At 42.4% G+C, this 17,781-nt stretch carries 24 protein-coding genes; all 24 read right to left on the reverse strand.

The features are described 5' to 3' along the window. Positions 1 to 6: 6 nt before the first annotated feature. Complete coding sequence (locus NQU17_07445) at positions 7 to 2,613, reverse strand: phage tail protein (GenBank protein UUM13378.1); 2,607 nt, start codon at positions 2,611 to 2,613, stop codon at positions 7 to 9. A 205-nt stretch (positions 2,614 to 2,818) separates the two neighbouring features. Beyond that, positions 2,819 to 3,202, reverse strand: coding sequence for a hypothetical protein (locus NQU17_07450; GenBank protein ID UUM13379.1), 384 nt, complete (start codon positions 3,200 to 3,202; stop codon positions 2,819 to 2,821). Between the two features lie 13 nt (positions 3,203 to 3,215). Continuing rightward, positions 3,216 to 3,800, reverse strand: coding sequence for a phage tail protein (locus tag NQU17_07455; protein ID UUM13380.1), 585 nt, complete (start codon positions 3,798 to 3,800; stop codon positions 3,216 to 3,218). Positions 3,801 to 3,802: 2 nt separating this feature from the next. After that, positions 3,803 to 4,147, reverse strand: a complete 345-nt coding sequence (locus NQU17_07460) for a hypothetical protein (GenBank protein UUM13381.1) — start codon at positions 4,145 to 4,147, stop codon at positions 3,803 to 3,805. Next, positions 4,144 to 4,575, reverse strand: coding sequence for an HK97 gp10 family phage protein (locus NQU17_07465; GenBank protein ID UUM13382.1), 432 nt, complete (start codon positions 4,573 to 4,575; stop codon positions 4,144 to 4,146). Before NQU17_07465 ends, NQU17_07460 begins: the two co-directional genes overlap by 4 nt. Continuing rightward, the gene (locus NQU17_07470) at positions 4,562 to 4,903 is read right to left on the reverse strand and encodes a head-tail adaptor protein (GenBank protein UUM13483.1); all 342 of its coding nucleotides are present in this window, start codon (positions 4,901 to 4,903) and stop codon (positions 4,562 to 4,564) included. The genes NQU17_07465 and NQU17_07470 overlap by 14 nt, the downstream gene beginning before the upstream one ends. A gap of 23 nt (positions 4,904 to 4,926) precedes the next feature. After that, on the reverse strand, positions 4,927 to 5,235 hold the full coding sequence (locus NQU17_07475) for a head-tail connector protein (protein UUM13383.1): 309 nt from the start codon (positions 5,233 to 5,235) through the stop codon (positions 4,927 to 4,929). 22 nt (positions 5,236 to 5,257) lie between these two features. Continuing rightward, on the reverse strand, positions 5,258 to 5,482 hold the full coding sequence (locus tag NQU17_07480; GenBank protein ID UUM13384.1) for a Head fiber protein: 225 nt from the start codon (positions 5,480 to 5,482) through the stop codon (positions 5,258 to 5,260). A 12-nt stretch (positions 5,483 to 5,494) separates the two neighbouring features. After that, a complete protein-coding gene (locus NQU17_07485) occupies positions 5,495 to 6,691 on the reverse strand; it encodes a phage major capsid protein (protein ID UUM13385.1) in 1,197 nt (398 codons plus the stop codon). A gap of 16 nt (positions 6,692 to 6,707) precedes the next feature. Beyond that, positions 6,708 to 7,439, reverse strand: coding sequence for a Clp protease ClpP (locus tag NQU17_07490; GenBank protein UUM13386.1), 732 nt, complete (start codon positions 7,437 to 7,439; stop codon positions 6,708 to 6,710). Continuing rightward, on the reverse strand, positions 7,375 to 8,697 hold the full coding sequence (locus NQU17_07495; protein ID UUM13387.1) for a phage portal protein: 1,323 nt from the start codon (positions 8,695 to 8,697) through the stop codon (positions 7,375 to 7,377). Before NQU17_07495 ends, NQU17_07490 begins: the two co-directional genes overlap by 65 nt. Before the next feature lie 15 nt (positions 8,698 to 8,712). After that, entirely contained in the window at positions 8,713 to 10,314 is a 1,602-nt protein-coding gene (locus NQU17_07500; GenBank protein UUM13484.1) for a terminase large subunit, read from the reverse strand. Between the two features lie 112 nt (positions 10,315 to 10,426). Further along, on the reverse strand, positions 10,427 to 10,651 hold the full coding sequence (locus tag NQU17_07505) for a hypothetical protein (GenBank protein UUM13388.1): 225 nt from the start codon (positions 10,649 to 10,651) through the stop codon (positions 10,427 to 10,429). A 3-nt stretch (positions 10,652 to 10,654) separates the two neighbouring features. After that, on the reverse strand, positions 10,655 to 10,834 hold the full coding sequence (locus NQU17_07510; GenBank protein ID UUM13389.1) for a DUF5049 domain-containing protein: 180 nt from the start codon (positions 10,832 to 10,834) through the stop codon (positions 10,655 to 10,657). Between the two features lies 1 nt (position 10,835). Beyond that, a complete protein-coding gene (locus tag NQU17_07515; protein UUM13390.1) occupies positions 10,836 to 11,054 on the reverse strand; it encodes a DUF4314 domain-containing protein in 219 nt (72 codons plus the stop codon). Next, a complete protein-coding gene (locus tag NQU17_07520; protein ID UUM13391.1) occupies positions 11,041 to 11,730 on the reverse strand; it encodes a virulence protein in 690 nt (229 codons plus the stop codon). The genes NQU17_07515 and NQU17_07520 overlap by 14 nt, the downstream gene beginning before the upstream one ends. A gap of 136 nt (positions 11,731 to 11,866) precedes the next feature. Then, positions 11,867 to 13,105, reverse strand: a complete 1,239-nt coding sequence (locus tag NQU17_07525) for a site-specific DNA-methyltransferase (protein UUM13392.1) — start codon at positions 13,103 to 13,105, stop codon at positions 11,867 to 11,869. Then, positions 13,095 to 14,258, reverse strand: a complete 1,164-nt coding sequence (gene metK, locus NQU17_07530; GenBank protein UUM13393.1) for a methionine adenosyltransferase — start codon at positions 14,256 to 14,258, stop codon at positions 13,095 to 13,097. Before metK ends, NQU17_07525 begins: the two co-directional genes overlap by 11 nt. 1 nt (position 14,259) lies before the next feature. Then, entirely contained in the window at positions 14,260 to 14,799 is a 540-nt protein-coding gene (locus NQU17_07535; GenBank protein ID UUM13394.1) for a P27 family phage terminase small subunit, read from the reverse strand. 118 nt (positions 14,800 to 14,917) lie between these two features. Then, positions 14,918 to 15,277: an HNH endonuclease gene (locus tag NQU17_07540; GenBank protein ID UUM13485.1), complete on the reverse strand. Its 360-nt coding sequence runs from the start codon at positions 15,275 to 15,277 to the stop codon at positions 14,918 to 14,920. A gap of 118 nt (positions 15,278 to 15,395) precedes the next feature. Next, entirely contained in the window at positions 15,396 to 15,848 is a 453-nt protein-coding gene (locus NQU17_07545) for a DUF1492 domain-containing protein (GenBank protein UUM13395.1), read from the reverse strand. Continuing rightward, positions 15,845 to 16,069 (reverse strand): hypothetical protein, encoded by a 225-nt coding sequence (locus NQU17_07550; GenBank protein UUM13396.1) that lies wholly within the window; start codon positions 16,067 to 16,069, stop codon positions 15,845 to 15,847. The genes NQU17_07545 and NQU17_07550 overlap by 4 nt, the downstream gene beginning before the upstream one ends. Continuing rightward, positions 16,066 to 17,418, reverse strand: a complete 1,353-nt coding sequence (locus NQU17_07555; protein UUM13397.1) for a DEAD/DEAH box helicase — start codon at positions 17,416 to 17,418, stop codon at positions 16,066 to 16,068. The genes NQU17_07550 and NQU17_07555 overlap by 4 nt, the downstream gene beginning before the upstream one ends. Next, positions 17,399 to 17,680, reverse strand: a complete 282-nt coding sequence (locus NQU17_07560; GenBank protein UUM13398.1) for a VRR-NUC domain-containing protein — start codon at positions 17,678 to 17,680, stop codon at positions 17,399 to 17,401. The genes NQU17_07555 and NQU17_07560 overlap by 20 nt, the downstream gene beginning before the upstream one ends. Positions 17,681 to 17,781: the final 101 nt, after the last annotated feature.

Consider the following 17,781-nt stretch of genomic DNA (forward strand, 5'->3'; position numbering starts at 1 on the left):
ACCTCCTTATGTTGTAGAAAACCGACCCTGAGCACGAGAGCCTGTCTGAATTAAGTTATAAAGTTCCTGAGATACCCTTCTGATATCATCTTCACTTCGTACAATCATCTGCTGTACAGTAACTAGCGACCCACTGACACCACCTAGGGAAGAGGTCGCTGCATTTGAAATCACGCCGCCTACAGAAGTATCCACTGAAAAGTCTGTAGGCAAGGATGTACTCATATCGCTGGCCAGACTGGTCATCACATCGTTGATATCCTCGCTCATCATTTCAGCTGCTTTTACAGCCTCATCACCGTTATCTTGGATAGAACCTGCAAGACCTTTCACAAGCATTTCACCAACCCACCCCATCTGTTTCGATGGTGATTTGATACCGAAGAAATCCTTGATACCAGTCCAAATGCCACTAATCCAACCACTGACTTTATTCCATAGCCAAGAAGCAAGGGATTGAATACCCTGCCATAGTCCTTTTACAATGTTGCCACCCACCGTCACGATTGAACCCATGGAGTTTGTAAATGCTCTGACGATGCCGCCAATAATCTGGGGCACTGCTTTTACGATCTCTACCACAATGGTTGGTAAATTCTGAATGAGTGCTACAAATAGCTGAACCCCTGCCATAATGATCTTGTCGATGTTTCCAATTAATGCATTTACAATACTTGAAATGATTTGAGGGATTGCCACCACAATGGTGGTAATAATGGTCGGTAGATTTTGAATCAGTGCAACAAGTAAGTCGACACCCGCTTGTATGAGTTGTGGAATCGAACTTAAAATCCCATTTAATATTCCATCAATTATCTGTGGAATCGCCTCTACAATAGCCGTAATAATTTCAGGCAAGGCTGTAACCAGCGATGATAATAGCTGAATACCTGCATCTATAATCTGAGGAATTGCGCTTATAATAAAATCAACGATTGCCAAAATAATCGTAGGGAGAGCCTCAATTAGTTGTGGGATCGCCTCGAGAAGCCCCTGAGCCAAACCAAGTATTAACTGCAGTGCTGCGTCGAGCAGCATGGGTAGATTATCCACCAAACCTTGCACAATCGTAGTAATTGCATTAACTGCCGCAGGAATCAGTTCTGGGAGAGCCTGCCCAAGACCTTCCACTAAAGCTGCTATTAACTGAACGGCTGCATCCACTAGCAGTGGTAAGTTTTCAATCAAGGCATTCACAATTGTAAGGATGGAATCAACCGCTACCGGTATTAAGGTAGGTAATAGGTTCATCAGTGCGTTTAGTACCTGAGTAAATAAATCTGTCACCGTAGCAAGCAGTGTCGGTAACAAATCAGAAACCGCATCCAATAATGCTTCAATTGCGACGGGCAGGGCCTTTACGATATTTTCAATAACTGGTGTAATGTTTTTTACCACCGACTGAAAGGCATCCACCATGTTATTACTGAGTTGTTCCATATCTGCATCGGCATTCCCAAAACCAACTAAAAGATTTTGTAAAGCAGATTCAAAAGCATTCAAGGACCCTGAAATAGTCTCCTCTGCCTCAAGAGCAGTCGTACCAGCAATGCCCATGCTTTCTTGAATGACATGGATGGCAGAAACTACATCGGCATAAGAAGAAACATCGTACTCAATGCCAGAGATAGCCTCGGCATCGGCAAGGAGACGCTCCATTTCACTTTTTGTACCGCCATAACCAAGTTTAAGGTTATCCAGCATGGTGTAATTCTGCTTGGCAAAACCCTGATAGGCATTTTGAATGGATTCCATGTCTGTACCCATCTTATTGGCATTGTCAGACATATCCGTAATTGCCATATCAGCATACTTAACTGCTTTTTCTGTATCTCCTCCAAGAGAAGAAATAAGGCTTGCAGAAAAAGAAGTCACGGTTTCCATATAGTCATTGGCAGAAAGACCTGCCGTCTTATAGGCATTCGATGCATAGTCTTGTAACTGCTGAGAGTTTTCTTTAAAAAGTGTATCTACACCACCGACTAATTGTTCGTAATCAGCATAGGCAGAAATGACTTCTTTACCAAGTTTGACAGCCGCCGCACCTGCTGCAACAGCAACTGCTCCCATGGCAATGCCGATAGCTTTTAAAGTTGTACCTAAGCCTTTAAACTTAGATTCGGATTTTTCAGCAGAGTCAGCTGCCTCATCAATCTCTTTTCCCATATCGTCTGCGCTATCGGTGACATCGTTCATTTCACGGTTCATGTCATCGAGGGCATCTTCGGCATCATCATAATTAGAGTTAGCTTCTTCAAGAGCAGCATTATTGCTACTTAACTCTCGCTCCATATTGTTGAGTGCCGCCTCAGCATTGTTCAATTGAATCTGCCAGTTTTGTGTTCTTCTATCGGTTTCTCCAAAGGAGGTAGCTGCATTTTCTAGAGCCGACCTCAAGGTATCAATTTTGCTTTTTTGGGTTTCAATCTCTTTGTTGAGGACTGAATTTCTGGCGGAAAGAGCCTGGACAGACTTATCGTTTTTATCAAATTCTGAAGCTACCAGTTTCATTTCAGAGCCAAGTACTTTAAAGGAACGATTGATATCTGTTAATGCCTTCTTAAATTCTTTCTCGCCTTCAAGACCAATCTTCAAACCAAAATTATCTGCCATGCTTTCCACCTCCTTTGTCAGATTCCATCAGGGATAATGTCATCAATAAATATCTCTCTTTTTGGTTTTGCCAGCCCCTGATACTGTTTGTGACACTCCCACAAGTCTAGTAGCAAACCAAACGGCATCAGCCAAAATTCATCCATGGTCAGATGTAATACGCTGATGCCGTAATATAAAAGCCTCGTAAATAACTCTTCGTCACTTACGGGGCTACTGCGTTTTTTTGGCTTTCCTCACTGAGTACATTTCTTTTTGCACCCTTGTAAAGGGCATTCATAATTGCCTCTTTGTACTCTGCCAAATCAATCGGGCTTGTGAGAATTTCTACCTCATCTTCTGTCAGCAATTCCTTCGGTGCATCCTTGTGCTTGATGTTATAGACAAGGGTACTTTGATTGGCCAGTAAGGTAATCAGCCACACAATCTCCGAAAGTGCCATCTCGACATTCTCAGACTTCATTAGCTTATCGCCTAAGTTTTCAAGACCACCATATCGTCCTGCAATTTCCTTTGTTGCCTTTGTAGTAAGTAGTAGCACATATTCATCGCCACCAATACTAATGCTTGCTGTTCGTTCGTTATCCATGAATTATCCCTCCTTATACTGTGTAATCCGGTTCATAGACTTCTGCATACCAACTGCTGATAACCGATGCCGGTACATCCTTATCGCCTTCGGTCACTTCCGCTTTCCACGGATGTTTACCGCTTGTATCCGGCTTGTTTCTTCGGAGAACCGTACCTTCAATTGTTGGTGTTGAGAAAGTGATGCTGTCACCTTTTGTTGCTAGGTTTGTCGCAGGAATACCGAATTTCACTCGATAGAGCCAGTAATATTTATACTTGCCATTGGATTTCTTTGCTCTAAAACCAACGGCTACAGGATCTCCGCCATCTTCACTGTTAGAAACCATAACGTTGTTCTTATCAACCGTGACTCCGGTTAAGGCGGCTGCAGTAGTCGAGCCAATATCATCCACTCCAAGAGAGATAGTGCCATTTTTAAATTCTTTAACGATTTCTGCCGCACCATCATCTGCATAGAGAGTTGCCTCTGCCAGTTCAACAGATAACTCTGCTGAGATTGCTTTTGCCAGCTGAGTGGGTGTGCCATAGATTTCTTCGCCATTTTCATCATCTGTGATGGTCGCATAATAAAGTTTATCCAGACCAATTGTTGCCATTTTTAATTACCTCCTATTTCATAATGTTTGGCTACATCCACGTTGTAGTGGTAATAGCCCGTATCATCTTCAAAGCCGATGTAGCTCCGTGCGGTTATGGTGAAACTGGAATCCAACAATAACTGCACCACTTGATTTTTTAACGCTGTATAACTACCTTTGCTATAAATTGAAATCCGTGCCTCTTGAACATCCATGCATGGTAAATTATCCGAATGAAGGTCAAAGCTATCGCTCATCGGAACAATCACCATGTACTTACCAGGGACAGTATCCGAAAACACACCTGTTTCTATTGGTACATCTAGTGATTCTAAAGCGACTTGTAAGTCTGCTAGAATGCTCATATCTTTTTGACCTCCTCTTCAAAAGTGCTTTTCATTGTCGAGATACACTCAGACTTTGATGCACTTTTAGCTGGTTTCAAAAAAGGTTTTGCAGGCTGACCGTGTTTGCCGTATTCAAGGATATTTGCTAGTTTTGCATTACTCTCTCCATCAGACCTTGGTTCAGAAAAACCTATTTTAATATTGTGGTTTCCGTTCCTATCTAGCCTGACTGAAGTGACACCGAGTGCCTTTTCTAATTCACCCGTTGATCGTGATTCATGCTTTGTACCTTTACCGATTACAGCAGAAAGATTGCTCTTCGTTCGATTGAAAACGACTTCGCCACCTGCTTTTAGCACCTTTTCGGCAACAGGGTCAAAGTCAGATCCAAGCTTTGAAACCTTAAGTAGAAATTCATCGGGCATCTTAATATCAACTTTTGCCAATACTGCTCACCACCTTCTTTGCCAAAACTTCTGTATACATCCCTCGACCTTTTACGTTTTCTACCGAGGTAATATCAAAACGTTCTCCATCACATTCAATAAAGTGTTCTGTCGTAACCTCAACTTCTGGAATAGCACGAAACCTGAATAAATCCGTAGCCTCTGAAAAAGTAGCCAGGTTAGCCCAGCGCTCACTACCATGACGCCCTTCCCGGTAGACTCGAATCGAAGCAATCACGGTTTCTGATGTTGTCGCAAATCCTTCATTGTCTTTTGTTTTTGTTATTTCCTTAATGTCAGCAAATCCATTCATTTTTCCGAAACTCACAACCAGTACCTCGCCTTCAATTTTTACACCTTCCAATCCCGATCAAGCCTTAATAGCAGGTTGACCGTATTCCACACCTGCTGACCGGCTTGCACATTATCTGCAAAAAAGCCACCCGTGCTGCCATCTCGACTTTCATAAAAATGAGAAGAGAGCATAATAATGGCTTGCTCTGTAGTCGGTGGCATAGGATTTTCGCTATAGAAATTTTCTGGTACATGCTGATAACTCTCGGCATAACTGACAGCAGCGGCGATGAACATCTCTAAGAGTTCGTCATCAGCTTCATGCTCTAAAATCAAGTTTGCCTTTACCTTTTGAATCAGTGTCATACCGCTACCATCCTTTCTCTTTTTAATCAGCTTCCATGAGTCCTGCTGTTTGAAGCTTTGAAAGCAATGCATTAAAATCAGCAACTAAACTCGTAATATCTTCTGCCACACTAGGTGCTTGGTTTTCTGCAGGAGTAAAAGAGGAAGGGAGACCTGTTACGGTTGCTCCCTCCTTAATCTCTAATGTTCCTGCGATGACGGTTTTATCTCCGCCTTGTTCGGTGTAGTTTTTTGTGTTGTAATCCATATCACACCTCCGTTAGGCTTTCTGCTGAAGAACTTTGATTGCTTCAGGAAGTACAAGCTTTCCATCAACACGTTCTTTCGCCACAAAACCAACCATGCCATTGCCAGCAAAAAGTTCCCGAAGCTCTGCAAATGAGCGAGACCCACGATCGCCGATATTGTAGTAAGACAAATCTCCAAAGATAATGGTTTTAGCACCTGCCTCAATGGTGGGCATATAAGCAGATGTATAAACAGGATAGCCAAGTAGTTTATCTGGTTCACCCGCAACAAGAGCTGCTTGCCACATATAGGCACCGTTACCGTCCTTTAGTTTTCTAAGTGCCGCAATGGTCTGGTCATTTAAAATAAAGACTGCATTCTTACGGTATGGACGTTTCAGTGAATACACTAAATTAATCACTTCATCGGCCGTAATTGCTGTGGCAGAGGCAGCAGTCACTCCTACTTCAGCACCACCACTAGCAGCAAGAATGCCTAGAGGTTTTCCTGTGCCATCACCATTGATAAAGGCATCTTCTTCCGCATTAGCCAGAGCCTTATAAAACTCCTTAATAATGTAATTCTCAAGCTGGAAGGCATTATCATAAAGCAGCTCTTCAGTCACCTTGACTGCCACATGAAGTTTATGGGCATCCAGATTAATCTGAGAGAATGTAGCATCACTAAAGGTCAGTGCTTCACCTTCATCAATCCATGCAGCTGCAGGTTTTGTAGCTGCAATATTGATTTTTCGCTCACCTGATGTGGTAATTCTGTGACCCAGCTTACGAATGATATTCTCTTCTTCCAGACCATCAATCAATCTGCTGTCGTATTCTTCGGGTACGAGATAGCCACCATCTGCGTCTACCCCTTCTTGTAGGACATTGGATACATTACGGAAGTTTGAGCGAAGGGCTGAAAGCATGGCAGTCTTATAAGAATCAGCTGCTCGGCCAGTTTTAATTTCACTGTTATCCAGTCGACCATTCATCGGATTTTCAATGATTGGCTTGCTGACAGGTTTTTCAAGTTCAGCCTCGATTGCTTCACGTCTTTCCATGCGATGGATTTCATTCGTGAGTTCAGTGATCTCATCTTCCATGGTTTTGTAGGTTTTATCATCTTCTGCGGACAATGTGCCATTCTTGGTTTTATGAGTGTCCAAGAACCCGTCCATTGTTTCAATGAGCTTTTTGCGCTTGTTACGCATTTCTGTAATCGTCATAGTAAAATTCCTCCATTTATATATATTTTTTGATAATTAAAAGACGCTCCTTGAGTTCATCAATTGAGCGCCCTTGGGGTTTGGCAGATTCCTCTGCCTGAATTGGTTTATTCTTTTCTGCAATTTTATTTAGCAGATTCGTAGCCACTGCTTTTCTAGAAAACGCATAGGCAGAAAAAGTGGGTTCGGATTGTTTCTCATCCTTTAGCACATCGTCTGCAAAGCCAAGTTCTATGGCTTTGTTGGCATTCATCCAGGTTTCAGCATCCATCAGATGAGATAGTTTGATGCGAGATACTCCAGTCTTAATCTCATAGGCATTGATAATGCTTTCTTTCACCTCATCTAACATCTCAATCGCTCGTTTCATGTCTTCATGATCACCCATCGTGATGGTTGCTGGATTATGAATCATCATCAGTGCTGTCGGAGCCATCAATACCTTTGTTCCTGCCATGGCAATGACAGAAGCAGCTGATGCTGCAACCCCATCAATCTTGACGGTGACCTCATCTGGATAATCCATCAACATGGTATAAATCTGACTTGCGGCAATGCAATCTCCACCCGGTGAGTTAATCCATAAGGTGATGGGTCCTTTTCCGCTAAAGAGTTCATTTCTAAACATCTGCGGGGTCACATCATCATCAAACCAGCTTTCTTCAGCGATTGTTCCATAAAGCTCAAGAACTCGTTCTTCTTGTTCGCTTGCTTGGTTCTTCCATCGCCAAAACATCTTGTTCTTCATCCAAGTCTTCCTCCTTTCCATCCTCGTTTGTTTTTGCGAATGCACCTGCCTTTGTAAGAGGGAGCATATTACCGTTGACAAGGTACATGTCACCACCGTCCTCTGCTGGGATACGGTCTAGGTTTTCAAGCTCTCGAATATCATTGGCACTCATCCAACCGTTCTGCCTTGCTGTGGCATATCCGCTCATACGACTAACATAATCCCCTCTAAGCAGACCTTCTACATTGAATCTAAAGAAGTATTTTTTCTTTTCTTCCGGTGTAAAAAGGGTGCGTGCTAGGGTTTGCTCCCAACGCACTACCCACGGGTCTAAGGTGTATTTCACAAACTCAAGGGATTGTTGCTCAATATTTGAAAAGCTCGATTTTTCAAGGTCGCCTACCATGTGGGGAGGGACTCTAAAAATCCGAGCAATTTCATTGATTTGAAATTTCCTTGTTTCAAGGAATTGTGCTTGTTCTGGTGAGATAGAAATCGGTGTATATTTCATCCCTTCTTCAAGCACAGCTATTTTGTTGGAATTGGCACTGCCACCAAATTGTGACTGCCAAGCCTCTCTGACTTTCCCAGGTTCTTTAATCGTTCCCGGATGCTCCAACACACCACTTGGAGCAGCACCGTTAGCAAAGAACTTGGCTCCATATTCCTCTGTTGCAATGGCTAGACCAATCGCATTTTTAGCCATCGCAATCGGGGAGTAGCCAACCAGTCCATCAAACCCGAGTCCGGGAATATGAAGTACATCGGAGGTACTAAGTTTTACTGTCATACCCTTCGTACTGTTCACATCATCTGCACCTCTGGTATATAAGTAATAGAGCTGCCCACTCTCATCTCGATGAACTGACATCCGATTTGGCATCAAGGGGTAGAGTCCTACAACTTCACCTTTGCCATTACGAATAATCTGCGCATAACAATTCCCCCATAATAAAAGATGAGTCATCATTGTTTCTCTAAACACAAAAGAACTCATCTCAGGATTTGGTTCATCATGCAAAAGTTTATATAGGGAATGGTCAATTGCTTTTTCCTTGCCACCATCCTCTGTATAACGATAAAGGTGTAGAGGAAGACCTGCTACTGCTTCAGCTAATATTCGAACACAAGAGTATACGGCCGTCATTTGAAGTGCCGACCGTTCGGTCACTGTTTTACCCGCTGTGGTAGAGCCCATTAGAAATGTATAGTTGGAACTCACTGCTCTGTCAGTAGGCTTATCTCTTGCCTTAAAAAACGACGATAAAAATCCCAAAACCAATCACCTCCCTCATATAAAGAGAATGCCTCGGTTGTCATAAACCGAAGCACTCGTATCATTGCCACAACGAATCGCTCGATCAAGAGCCATAATCGTTGCCACTGCACCATCAATCTTTTCTGATGATTTTTCCTTGTCCGGCTTGATGTTGCCTGCCGGGTCTGTTCGAACAAAAATGTTATCCATCATCCAACGAAGTACAGGATGCCCACCATGAGCAACCTTTTCTTCTAGCGTTAATTTCATCAGTTCCTTAGTCGGTGGACTCATATCCTTAAATCCTTGACCAAAGGGGACAACAGTAAAGCCCATGCCTTCTAGGTTTTGAACCATTTGTACGGCTCCCCAACGGTCAAAAGCAATCTCACGAATGTTGTACTTTTCGCCAAGTTCTTCAATAAACTTCTCAATAAAACCGTAATGGACCACATTGCCTTCGGTTGTTTTAAGGTGATCCTGCTTTTCCCAGACATCATAGGGAACATGGTCACGGTTGACCCTGGCACTTAGAGTTTCTTCTGGCAGCCAAAAGTAGGGAAGAATGATGTATTTATCATCCTCATCTAGGGGAGGAAACACCAATACAAAGGCAGTAATATCAATGGAGCTAGAAAGGTCTAGTCCGCCATAACATACTCTGCCAAGCAAATCCTCTTCATTTACAGCAAAGGCGCATTTATCCCATCTATCCATTGGCATCCATCGAACAGCTTGTTTGACCCACTGATTAAGCCTTAGCTGTCTAAAGGCATTCTCTTCTGCAGGGTTTTGCTTGGCTGATTCACAAGCGGCTTTTACCTTATCAATCCCTACCGTTATGCCAAGGCTTGGATTCGCTTTTTTCCACACCTTTGGACTGGTCCAATCATCGGACTCATCTGCTCCATAAATAACCGGATAAAAGGTTGGATCAATCTTTCTTTTCTCCATGAGGTCTTTGGCTTTCTGATGGGTTTCATAGCAGATTGATTTTGTATCAGAGCCTGCCGTGGTGATCAGAAAATATAGGGGCTGCGTTCTGGCATCACCAGAACCTTTGGTCATGACATCAAAGAGTTTTCTGTTGGGCTGCGTATGCAGCTCATCAAAAACAACACCATGAATATTAAATCCATGCTTTGAATAGGCCTCTGCTGACAGCACTTGATAAAAACTATTAGTCGGTTGGAAAATGATCCGTTTTGTTGCCGATAAGATTTTGACTCGTTTACTCAGTGCCGGACTCATACGCACCATGTCAGCAGCCACTTCAAAAACAATGGATGCCTGTTGCCTGTCTGCGGCGCAACCATAAACCTCGGCTCTTTCTTCACCATCACCACAAGTAAGCAGTAGTGCGACAGCTGCCGCTAATTCAGATTTCCCCATTTTCTTAGGAATCTCAATATAGGCGGTATTAAATTGCCGATAGCCATCTGGTTTCAGTGTGCCAAAGAGGTCTCTAATAATTTGTTCTTGCCAATCAATCAGTTCAAATGGTTTTCCAGACCATTTCCCTTTGGTATGACTTAAACATTCAATAAAGTTGACCGCATAATCTGCAGCGTCTTTATCGTAGATAGAGTCCTTAGCCATAAAAGGTGTCGGTTTATATTTCTTTAGTTTTCTGATTGCGGTCACCTTCCTTCAATATGAGCATAAAAATAGACCTGCATCAAGCAAGCCTTATTACTCTTTCTATACGAGAAACAGAGCCAATGTTGGCACTGTCCTCTAGTAATCGTTAATTGTATTCTTTTAGTAGTATGCTAAGTGCAAACTCTGTCTCTTCATCAGCGGGCTTCATATCCCAGCCTCGGTCATAATTTGCGACAATCTCACCGTCTCGCTTAAGCATGAGCTTAGAGATGCGTCCTTCGTCAATTCCAAATTTTGAACCTCTTTCATAGCATTTTATCCAATAGCGGATGATATTGTCCCGAACTTTGATGCTACCTTTTTTCCACATGCTTCATTCTCCCTTACCAGTCAAAATGAAGTTTACATACTTGATTTTTTCTTCTTCAAGAAAAATGACCAACTCATAAAATTCCATCTCATGTGCGATTCTTTGGACTGTGTTCACATCAAACATATTGGTAAGGCCTGTATCTCGAATGGCAATAATCTGCTCTTTTATCTTACTTGTCATCTTAAACCCTCCTGCAAAGGTCTTCTCCAAAGACTACGGATAAATTGGAGCCTGTATCCCAAGACACCATTATGGAGCCGATGTCATCAACACCTATGACTGTTCCTTTTGTGCCAATCATTGGAGCTTGAATATCATCCATTCTTAGTAATTCTACTCGGCAGCCTACAGGGTACTTCTCACGAAGATTTTGTAACCGTTCTTTGCTAATTATCCTCATTTTTTGCTCCTCCTTTAAATGCCGATGAACCTGTCAGGTTTCTAAGCAGTATTTTTCGCTCATCTTTATAGTCTTTTCCAATAAAGCCAAGGCGGAGTAAAAAGCATCTGAAGGCGTATTTTTCATTCTCTACTTCTTTCTCTTTCACCGTGATGCGTTTTTGATTCCTTGCCATCTCACAAAGTGCAGAAACCAAGTGGGTATACGCTTGTACCTCTTCTGGTGAAGGCATTTCTTCAAACCAAGGAAATGAGACTTGGTCTTCTGTAATCTCAATCGGTAAATCATCTAGCTGAAGGGCATGACGGATGAGTTTTCCTTTCGCCTGAGTGATTGCCTTTACGTTATCTAGCGCCGTTTCAGTAAAGCTACTTCTTGGCATAGAAATACAAAGACCAAATGCTCCGCTGTCCGCCGTTTGTGCGGCCTGTGTGCCCTTACTTTCTTTCTCTGGGGTAAAGCCCTCGCTTGCTAAATGCCCAGCCACACGTTCGATTTCTTCGCTGTTTACCTTGTCACTGAGTTCAAGGTTTCCATTCTTGTCGATGGTAAAGTCACCTACCTCATAAGCCATGCTAGGCATTCCAAGGTACTTATCTTTAACTCCTGTGAGATTACTAAGAGCTGCGACCAGCCTTTTTCTTTCTGCTCCTGTTACGTTATAGTTAATGACCATGTACAAAACCTCCTTTTGTTTTGGTATGTACATATATCACTCTAAAGCACTGATATATCAAGCTTTTTCTCGATTATTTAGTGTAGAAAGAAGTCCTAAGTATTACCCTCTAATTGTGTAAACCAAACAGTGGCGACTATTCATCCGCAGCTAATTCCAACTCATCAAAACCATAGCTAAGCCCGTCTCTTTGAACACTGACTTCTTTGGAAGTTCCAACCTGTTCAATGTAGCGTTTAATGATGACATCGCAAAACTTCTCATCTAGTTCTGCCGTGTAGCAAATGCGCTCTGATTGTTCACAAGCAATTAAGGTACTACCACTGCCACCAAAAGGATCTAGCACAATGGTGTTAGTCATCGAGGAATTTACAATTGGATAGGCGAGCAGAGGAATGGGTTTCATCGTAGGATGGTCGCCATTTCTCTTCGGCTTATCAAATTCCCAGATGGTGGTTTCTTTCCTGCCCGTATACCACTGATGCTTGCCTTTCTTTTTCCAGCCAAACAGCACAGGTTCGTGCTGCCATTGATAAGGAGAACGACCCAGCACAAGGGAGTCCTTTTTCCATATACAACAGCCGGACAAATAAAAACCGGCATCCGAGAAGGCTTTTCTAAAATTAAACCCTTCGGTGTCGGCATGGAATACGTAGATGGAGGCATCGTCTGCCAGAACATCTTCGATATTGATAAAGGCGTCTAAGAGGAACTGGTAGAAGGCATCATTTGCCATATGGTCATTTTTGATTTTCCCTGCAGCACCTTCATAATTCACATTGTAGGGAGGATCTGTTACACACAAGTTTGCCTTCTTTTTATTCATCAGCAGATCATAGGTTTCTTTCTGGGTGGAGTCACCACAGATAAGCCTGTGTCTGCCAAGCGTCCAGATGTCACCAAACTTACTGATTGCTGGTTTTTTAAGTTCTTCCTCCACATCAAAGTCATCATCGTGGATCCCCTCTTTCAGCGTGTCTTTAAATAAGTCATCTAGTTCTTTAGGGTCAAATCCAGTTAGGGAAACATCAAAATCTACACCTTGTAAATCTGCAATTAAAAGAGCTAATTTATCCTTATCCCAATCACCGCTAATTTTATTGAGTGCGATATTGAGTGCTTTCTCTTTCTCTTCGTCCATTTCGATAACAACACACTCAACTTCAGAAATACCCATATCCATGAGAACCTTCAGTCTTTGGTGTCCACCAACAACATGGCCGGTCACCTTATTCCAGATAACTGGCTCTACATAACCAAATTGTTCAATGGATCGTTTTAGCTTTTCGTATTCTGCATCACCAGGTTTCAAATCTTTACGAGGATTGTATGTTGCAGGGATGAGGTCTTTTGTATTCTTCTTTTCAATCAACATATTTGTTTACCGCCTCCCTTAGTTCTGTATAACAATCCAAAAACTCCCACGTGCTTAATCCATATCTGAAATGGCCGTAAGTAGCTGTATCTGCATAAATGACATCCGTTAGCTTTAGCTTTTCAATAATGGCTGCAGGCCTTAGATTGAATACATCTAACACAGCACGGCAAAGGATACTTTCCTCAACCGTCCCTGTTCCAAAGGTATCAATCTCAAGGGCAACAGGATCTGCTTTTCCAATGGCATAGGAAATTGCTACCTGGCATCGTTTAGCAAAGCCACACCGAACGATGTTCTTTGCAATGGCTCTTGCCATATAGGCACCACTGCGGTCAACTTTGGTCGGGTCTTTGCCTGAAAATGCACCGCCACCATGAGCGGCGAGTCCGCCATAGGTATCAACCATGATTTTTCTTCCTGTAAGACCGGTATCTGCTGCTGGTCCTCCTTCAACAAAGCGTCCACTTGGATTGATAAGGATCTCAGTTTCATCGTCAAATGGATATTTCTCAAAGACTGGCCACAGCACCTGAGCAATGACTTCTTTTCTTAAAACATCTAAATCTTTATCTGCACTGTGTTGAACGGAGACAACGATGGTCTTAATTCGTTTTGGTTTGTCACCTTCATATTCCACAGTCACTTGAGCCTTACCATCTGGGCCAATGTCTTTGATTACGCCATTCGTCATCACCTTATCCAGCTTTTCGCAAATGGCATGGGATAAGACTAAGGGGAGAGGTAGTTTCTCACTAGTTTCATTCGTGGCATAGCCATAAACGGTGCCTTGGTCACCAGCACCTAACATGGAATACCATGACGTATCACCCTCACGAGATTCCAATGCCCTATCTACACCACCTGCGATATCTTTACTTTGTTGATGGACGTAGACAAAGACTAAAAACTTTCTAGGATTGTAGCCCACATCCGTCAGAACACGGCGGACAACACCTCTAATGTCAATTCTCTTTGAGCAGGTAATCTCACCAGCAACAATGATGTGTCCTTTGGTAGCCATCACCTCGCAAGCAACACGAGAGGATTTATCTTTTCTTAAACACGCATCTAAAATGCTATCTGAAATAAGGTCACATAATTTATCGGGATGACCTTTACATACACTTTCACACGTTCTATATTTTTTCATTTTATTTTCCTTTCCGAGCAGATAATAAGCGCTCCATCAAATCATCTTGTGGGCTTCTGCCTCCAAACTCCACAGAGCAGTTTTCTTTTACAATTTGGTAAATCTGATACCAACACTGGTTAACCTGTTTCATATATTCACGACTCATCGCAACATAAGGTGATGCGATGGCAGCTGAAGTGGTTGGATGCTTGGCAAGAAAGCCATACTCTGAAATGCACTCTTCGCACTGAATCCAACGAGAAACACTCATGGCATACTGCTCGATTAACTGGTTGTTTACTAACATTTCGCAGCTACGATCTTTCAGCCACTTGTAAGTTTCGATATATATATCTTCTGCACAGAGGTCTTTGCCATTTTTCTGAGTAGCCTTTAAATAATCTTTTACAGCTGGCACATCTGCACCTTCTATATCCGTTGGTTCTGGCAGTACCATGGCACCATTTAATCTGCCATCAGCAATTTTATCGGTTAGAGCCTTTGATTTCCTTCCAGCACCAACGCGCTGACCACCTCTTGCTGTACCATCTTTCGCCATGTTTTCACCCCACTTTCCTAAAAGTCTTTAATACCCCCTTTGATTTCTGATTTTTACACACGAAGCCCCAGGCCGTTGTCCACCATAAGAGGTCTAGAGATTTGACCTCCCCCTTGGCTCAGTTGCGAATCTGTCTATCACCGAGTTCTAAATGAATCTTGTTGTGACAGGATTTACACAAGGACATCAAATTACTTCGATCGTGTGTACCACCTTGAGAAACAGGGAGGATGTGATGCACTTCATCGGTGGGAGTCAGTCTGCCGTCCTCTTTACACATCTCACACAGGGGATGTTCTCGTGCATATCTGTCACGGATTCTTTTCCAGGCTCTGCCGTATTTCTTATTAACATCACTTGACCGTTGGTACTTGTCATAGCGCCTACGCTCTTCTACTCGATGGTCTTCACAGTACTGGCCATCGGTTAAGTTGGGACAGCCTGGTGTACTGCATGGTCGTTTTGGTTTTCTTGGCATCATATCACCTCGCTTTCTGGGCATAGAAAAAGCCCTGCAGGGTATGACCCACAAGGCTTAGTAAGTATTCTATCTTGCTGATTATAATGTAACATAAAGATGAGGTGCTTATCTCTGCTCAAAAGTGCTCATTGCTGTTCAACATTTGAATAACAATTGGATTTTCAGGTACGACAACGTGATTTAAGGCATTGCCATGCCATCTGCGAATGGTACTCTTATCAGCATTCAGCTCATCACCGATTTGCTCCCAGGTAAAGTTATGAACGTAGCGGTAACGTAACACCATGCGTTCATCGATATCCGTTACTTTATTAATCACATCTCGAATCTCTGCTTTAAGTGCTACAAGATGATCTACCTCATCATTAATCTTGATTTGTAGTTCTTCAATTCGCTCAAGGTATCTGACAAACAAAGCATCGGTATGCCGTTGTGTTTGTATTCTCTCGCCCCAGCTGGGGGAGGAAACACTGGTCGATAATTCCCTCAGCCTTTCCATTTCCTCAATGTTTGATTGGATTCGTTTGTCTAGCCTGTAGGCTTGGTGTAAATATTCTTTTGCTTTCATTTCTCGCTCACCTCCGCTTGTAGCTTTTTGATTAGGATTTCTCCATCAACAGAGGTAAGTTCTCTATACCAATCAGAGCGGAAGAACCTCTCCACCTCGTTTTTCAAATCTTGTGCAGGTCCATACTTTGGACGCTTTTTTAGTTTCTTTAAGGCTGTCCGATAATCCTTAACAGCCATTAAAATGATGGCATTGGCTAAGTTTTGATAAGGTTCTGTCATCGCATCACCTCTAAATTTGCCTTTACCGCATCAATCAAGGCATCTTGAGTTTTCTCTTTTTTTGTGAGTGCAAGCAGTACGTCTTCATCGATGGTGTTTTTGGTGATGATGTGGTGAACAATAACTGTATCCTTTTGACCCTGCCTATAAAGTCTTGCATTAGTTTGTTGATACAGCTCTAGTGACCAGGTCAGACCAAACCAGATAAGCGTTGAACCGCCGCTTTGAAGATTAAGACCATGACCGGCACTGGCTGGATGAATAACAGCAATGGGGATCTTTCCATCATTCCAAGCCTCAATATCCTTTGATGACTGAATCTGTCTGACTGGAAATCGCTCTTTAATCCGTTCTAAATCATGCTTATACCAATAAGCAACAAGGACTGGTTTCCCATTTGCTCCTTCGATTAAATCTTCCAAGGCATCTAGCTTTTTGTCATGAATCACATGAGCTTTATTTTCGCTATCGTATACTGCACCATTTGCCATCTGTAGCAGTTTTCCAGAAAGGACTGCCGCATTAACAGCATCAATTTCTTCATCACCTAAGTTAGCCACCATGTCTTCCTTAAAATCTGAATAGACTTTCCATTCTTTTTCACTTAAAGTGACAAACACTTCATTACTGACATATTCAGGCATCTTGAGATAATCGGTAGATTTCATAGAAATAGTGATGTCCGATATTTGTTTGTAGATTTCCTCTTCTGCACCTGGCAGTGGTTTATAAGAAAATATAATCTGTGCGTTTCTCTTATCTGGCTTAAAATAGGTGTTTCGATAATGGCTGATGTAGCGTCCAAGCCTTTGACCCAAATCAAGAATGCGAAACTCTGCCCATAAATCCATCAATCCATTACTGGAGGGAGTGCCGGTAAGACCAACTATTCTTTTTACAGAGGGTCTAACTTTGAGTAGACTCTTAAACCGCTTTGCACCATAGGACTTAAAGGATGACAGCTCATCAATGACTACCATATCAAAATGAAAAGGAATACCACTTTTATGAACCAACCAATCCACGTTCTCGCGGTTGATGATGTATACCGTTGATTGTTTCTTGAGGGCATCGATTCTTTCTTTTTCTGTTCCTACTGCCACCGAATAAGAGAGTCCTTTTAAGTGATCCCACTTTTTTATTTCAGCAGGCCATGTATCTCTTGCTACTCTTAAAGGAGCAATGACTAACACCTTGCAAACGAGAAAGCTATCCAAACACAGATCAAATATGGCGGATAAGGTAATCACACTTTTACCTAAACCCATTTCAAGAAATACTGCAGATATGGGATGGGATAAAATGAATTCAGTAGCATAGCTTTGGTATTCATGTGGATTGTATTTCACTAAGTATCCCTCCAATCTGTTCTATATCATCCAGGCAATAGACCAAAAAGCCTAATGCCTCTAATTGCTTCTTTTTTTTATTCTGTAAAGGACGCATCTTTTTCCCTGTTGCCTTACATTCGACAAAGGCGATTCTTCCCATGGGAAGTAATACAATGCGATCAGGCATGCCATCTATACCAGGACTCACAAATTTCGGGGCCATACCTCCCATGCTTTTTACTGTCGCTACCAGTTTTTGTTCTATATATTTTTCTTGCATAAATGACCTCCATAAATTGATTAGGAACAACAAGCACAACTTTTAACGTTTTTTCCTATACGCGCGCATACACACGCTCACGATGCTTTACTACTACTATT

It is taken from the genome of Clostridiaceae bacterium HFYG-1003, from assembly GCA_024579835.1.
Lineage (GTDB): Bacteria > Bacillota > Clostridia > Clostridiales > Clostridiaceae > JG1575.

What these genes read in the sequence shown, in the direction of transcription:
- NQU17_07445 (UUM13378.1), bottom strand. Translation starts at nt 2,613, where the DNA reads ATGGCAGATAATTTTGGTTTGAAGATTGGTCTTGAAGGCGAGAAAGAA.
- NQU17_07450 (UUM13379.1), bottom strand. Translation starts at nt 3,202, where the DNA reads ATGGATAACGAACGAACAGCAAGCATTAGTATTGGTGGCGATGAATAT.
- NQU17_07455 (UUM13380.1), bottom strand. Translation starts at nt 3,800, where the DNA reads ATGGCAACAATTGGTCTGGATAAACTTTATTATGCGACCATCACAGAT.
- NQU17_07460 (UUM13381.1), bottom strand. Translation starts at nt 4,147, where the DNA reads ATGAGCATTCTAGCAGACTTACAAGTCGCTTTAGAATCACTAGATGTA.
- NQU17_07475 (UUM13383.1), bottom strand. Translation starts at nt 5,235, where the DNA reads ATGACACTGATTCAAAAGGTAAAGGCAAACTTGATTTTAGAGCATGAA.
- NQU17_07480 (UUM13384.1), bottom strand. Translation starts at nt 5,482, where the DNA reads ATGGATTACAACACAAAAAACTACACCGAACAAGGCGGAGATAAAACC.
- NQU17_07485 (UUM13385.1), bottom strand. Translation starts at nt 6,691, where the DNA reads ATGACGATTACAGAAATGCGTAACAAGCGCAAAAAGCTCATTGAAACA.
- NQU17_07490 (UUM13386.1), bottom strand. Translation starts at nt 7,439, where the DNA reads ATGAAGAACAAGATGTTTTGGCGATGGAAGAACCAAGCAAGCGAACAA.
- NQU17_07505 (UUM13388.1), bottom strand. Translation starts at nt 10,651, where the DNA reads ATGTGGAAAAAAGGTAGCATCAAAGTTCGGGACAATATCATCCGCTAT.
- NQU17_07510 (UUM13389.1), bottom strand. Translation starts at nt 10,834, where the DNA reads ATGACAAGTAAGATAAAAGAGCAGATTATTGCCATTCGAGATACAGGC.
- NQU17_07515 (UUM13390.1), bottom strand. Translation starts at nt 11,054, where the DNA reads ATGAGGATAATTAGCAAAGAACGGTTACAAAATCTTCGTGAGAAGTAC.
- NQU17_07520 (UUM13391.1), bottom strand. Translation starts at nt 11,730, where the DNA reads ATGGTCATTAACTATAACGTAACAGGAGCAGAAAGAAAAAGGCTGGTC.
- NQU17_07525 (UUM13392.1), bottom strand. Translation starts at nt 13,105, where the DNA reads ATGTTGATTGAAAAGAAGAATACAAAAGACCTCATCCCTGCAACATAC.
- metK (UUM13393.1), bottom strand. Translation starts at nt 14,258, where the DNA reads ATGAAAAAATATAGAACGTGTGAAAGTGTATGTAAAGGTCATCCCGAT.
- NQU17_07535 (UUM13394.1), bottom strand. Translation starts at nt 14,799, where the DNA reads ATGGCGAAAGATGGTACAGCAAGAGGTGGTCAGCGCGTTGGTGCTGGA.
- NQU17_07540 (UUM13485.1), bottom strand. Translation starts at nt 15,277, where the DNA reads ATGCCAAGAAAACCAAAACGACCATGCAGTACACCAGGCTGTCCCAAC.
- NQU17_07545 (UUM13395.1), bottom strand. Translation starts at nt 15,848, where the DNA reads ATGAAAGCAAAAGAATATTTACACCAAGCCTACAGGCTAGACAAACGA.
- NQU17_07550 (UUM13396.1), bottom strand. Translation starts at nt 16,069, where the DNA reads ATGACAGAACCTTATCAAAACTTAGCCAATGCCATCATTTTAATGGCT.
- NQU17_07560 (UUM13398.1), bottom strand. Translation starts at nt 17,680, where the DNA reads ATGCAAGAAAAATATATAGAACAAAAACTGGTAGCGACAGTAAAAAGC.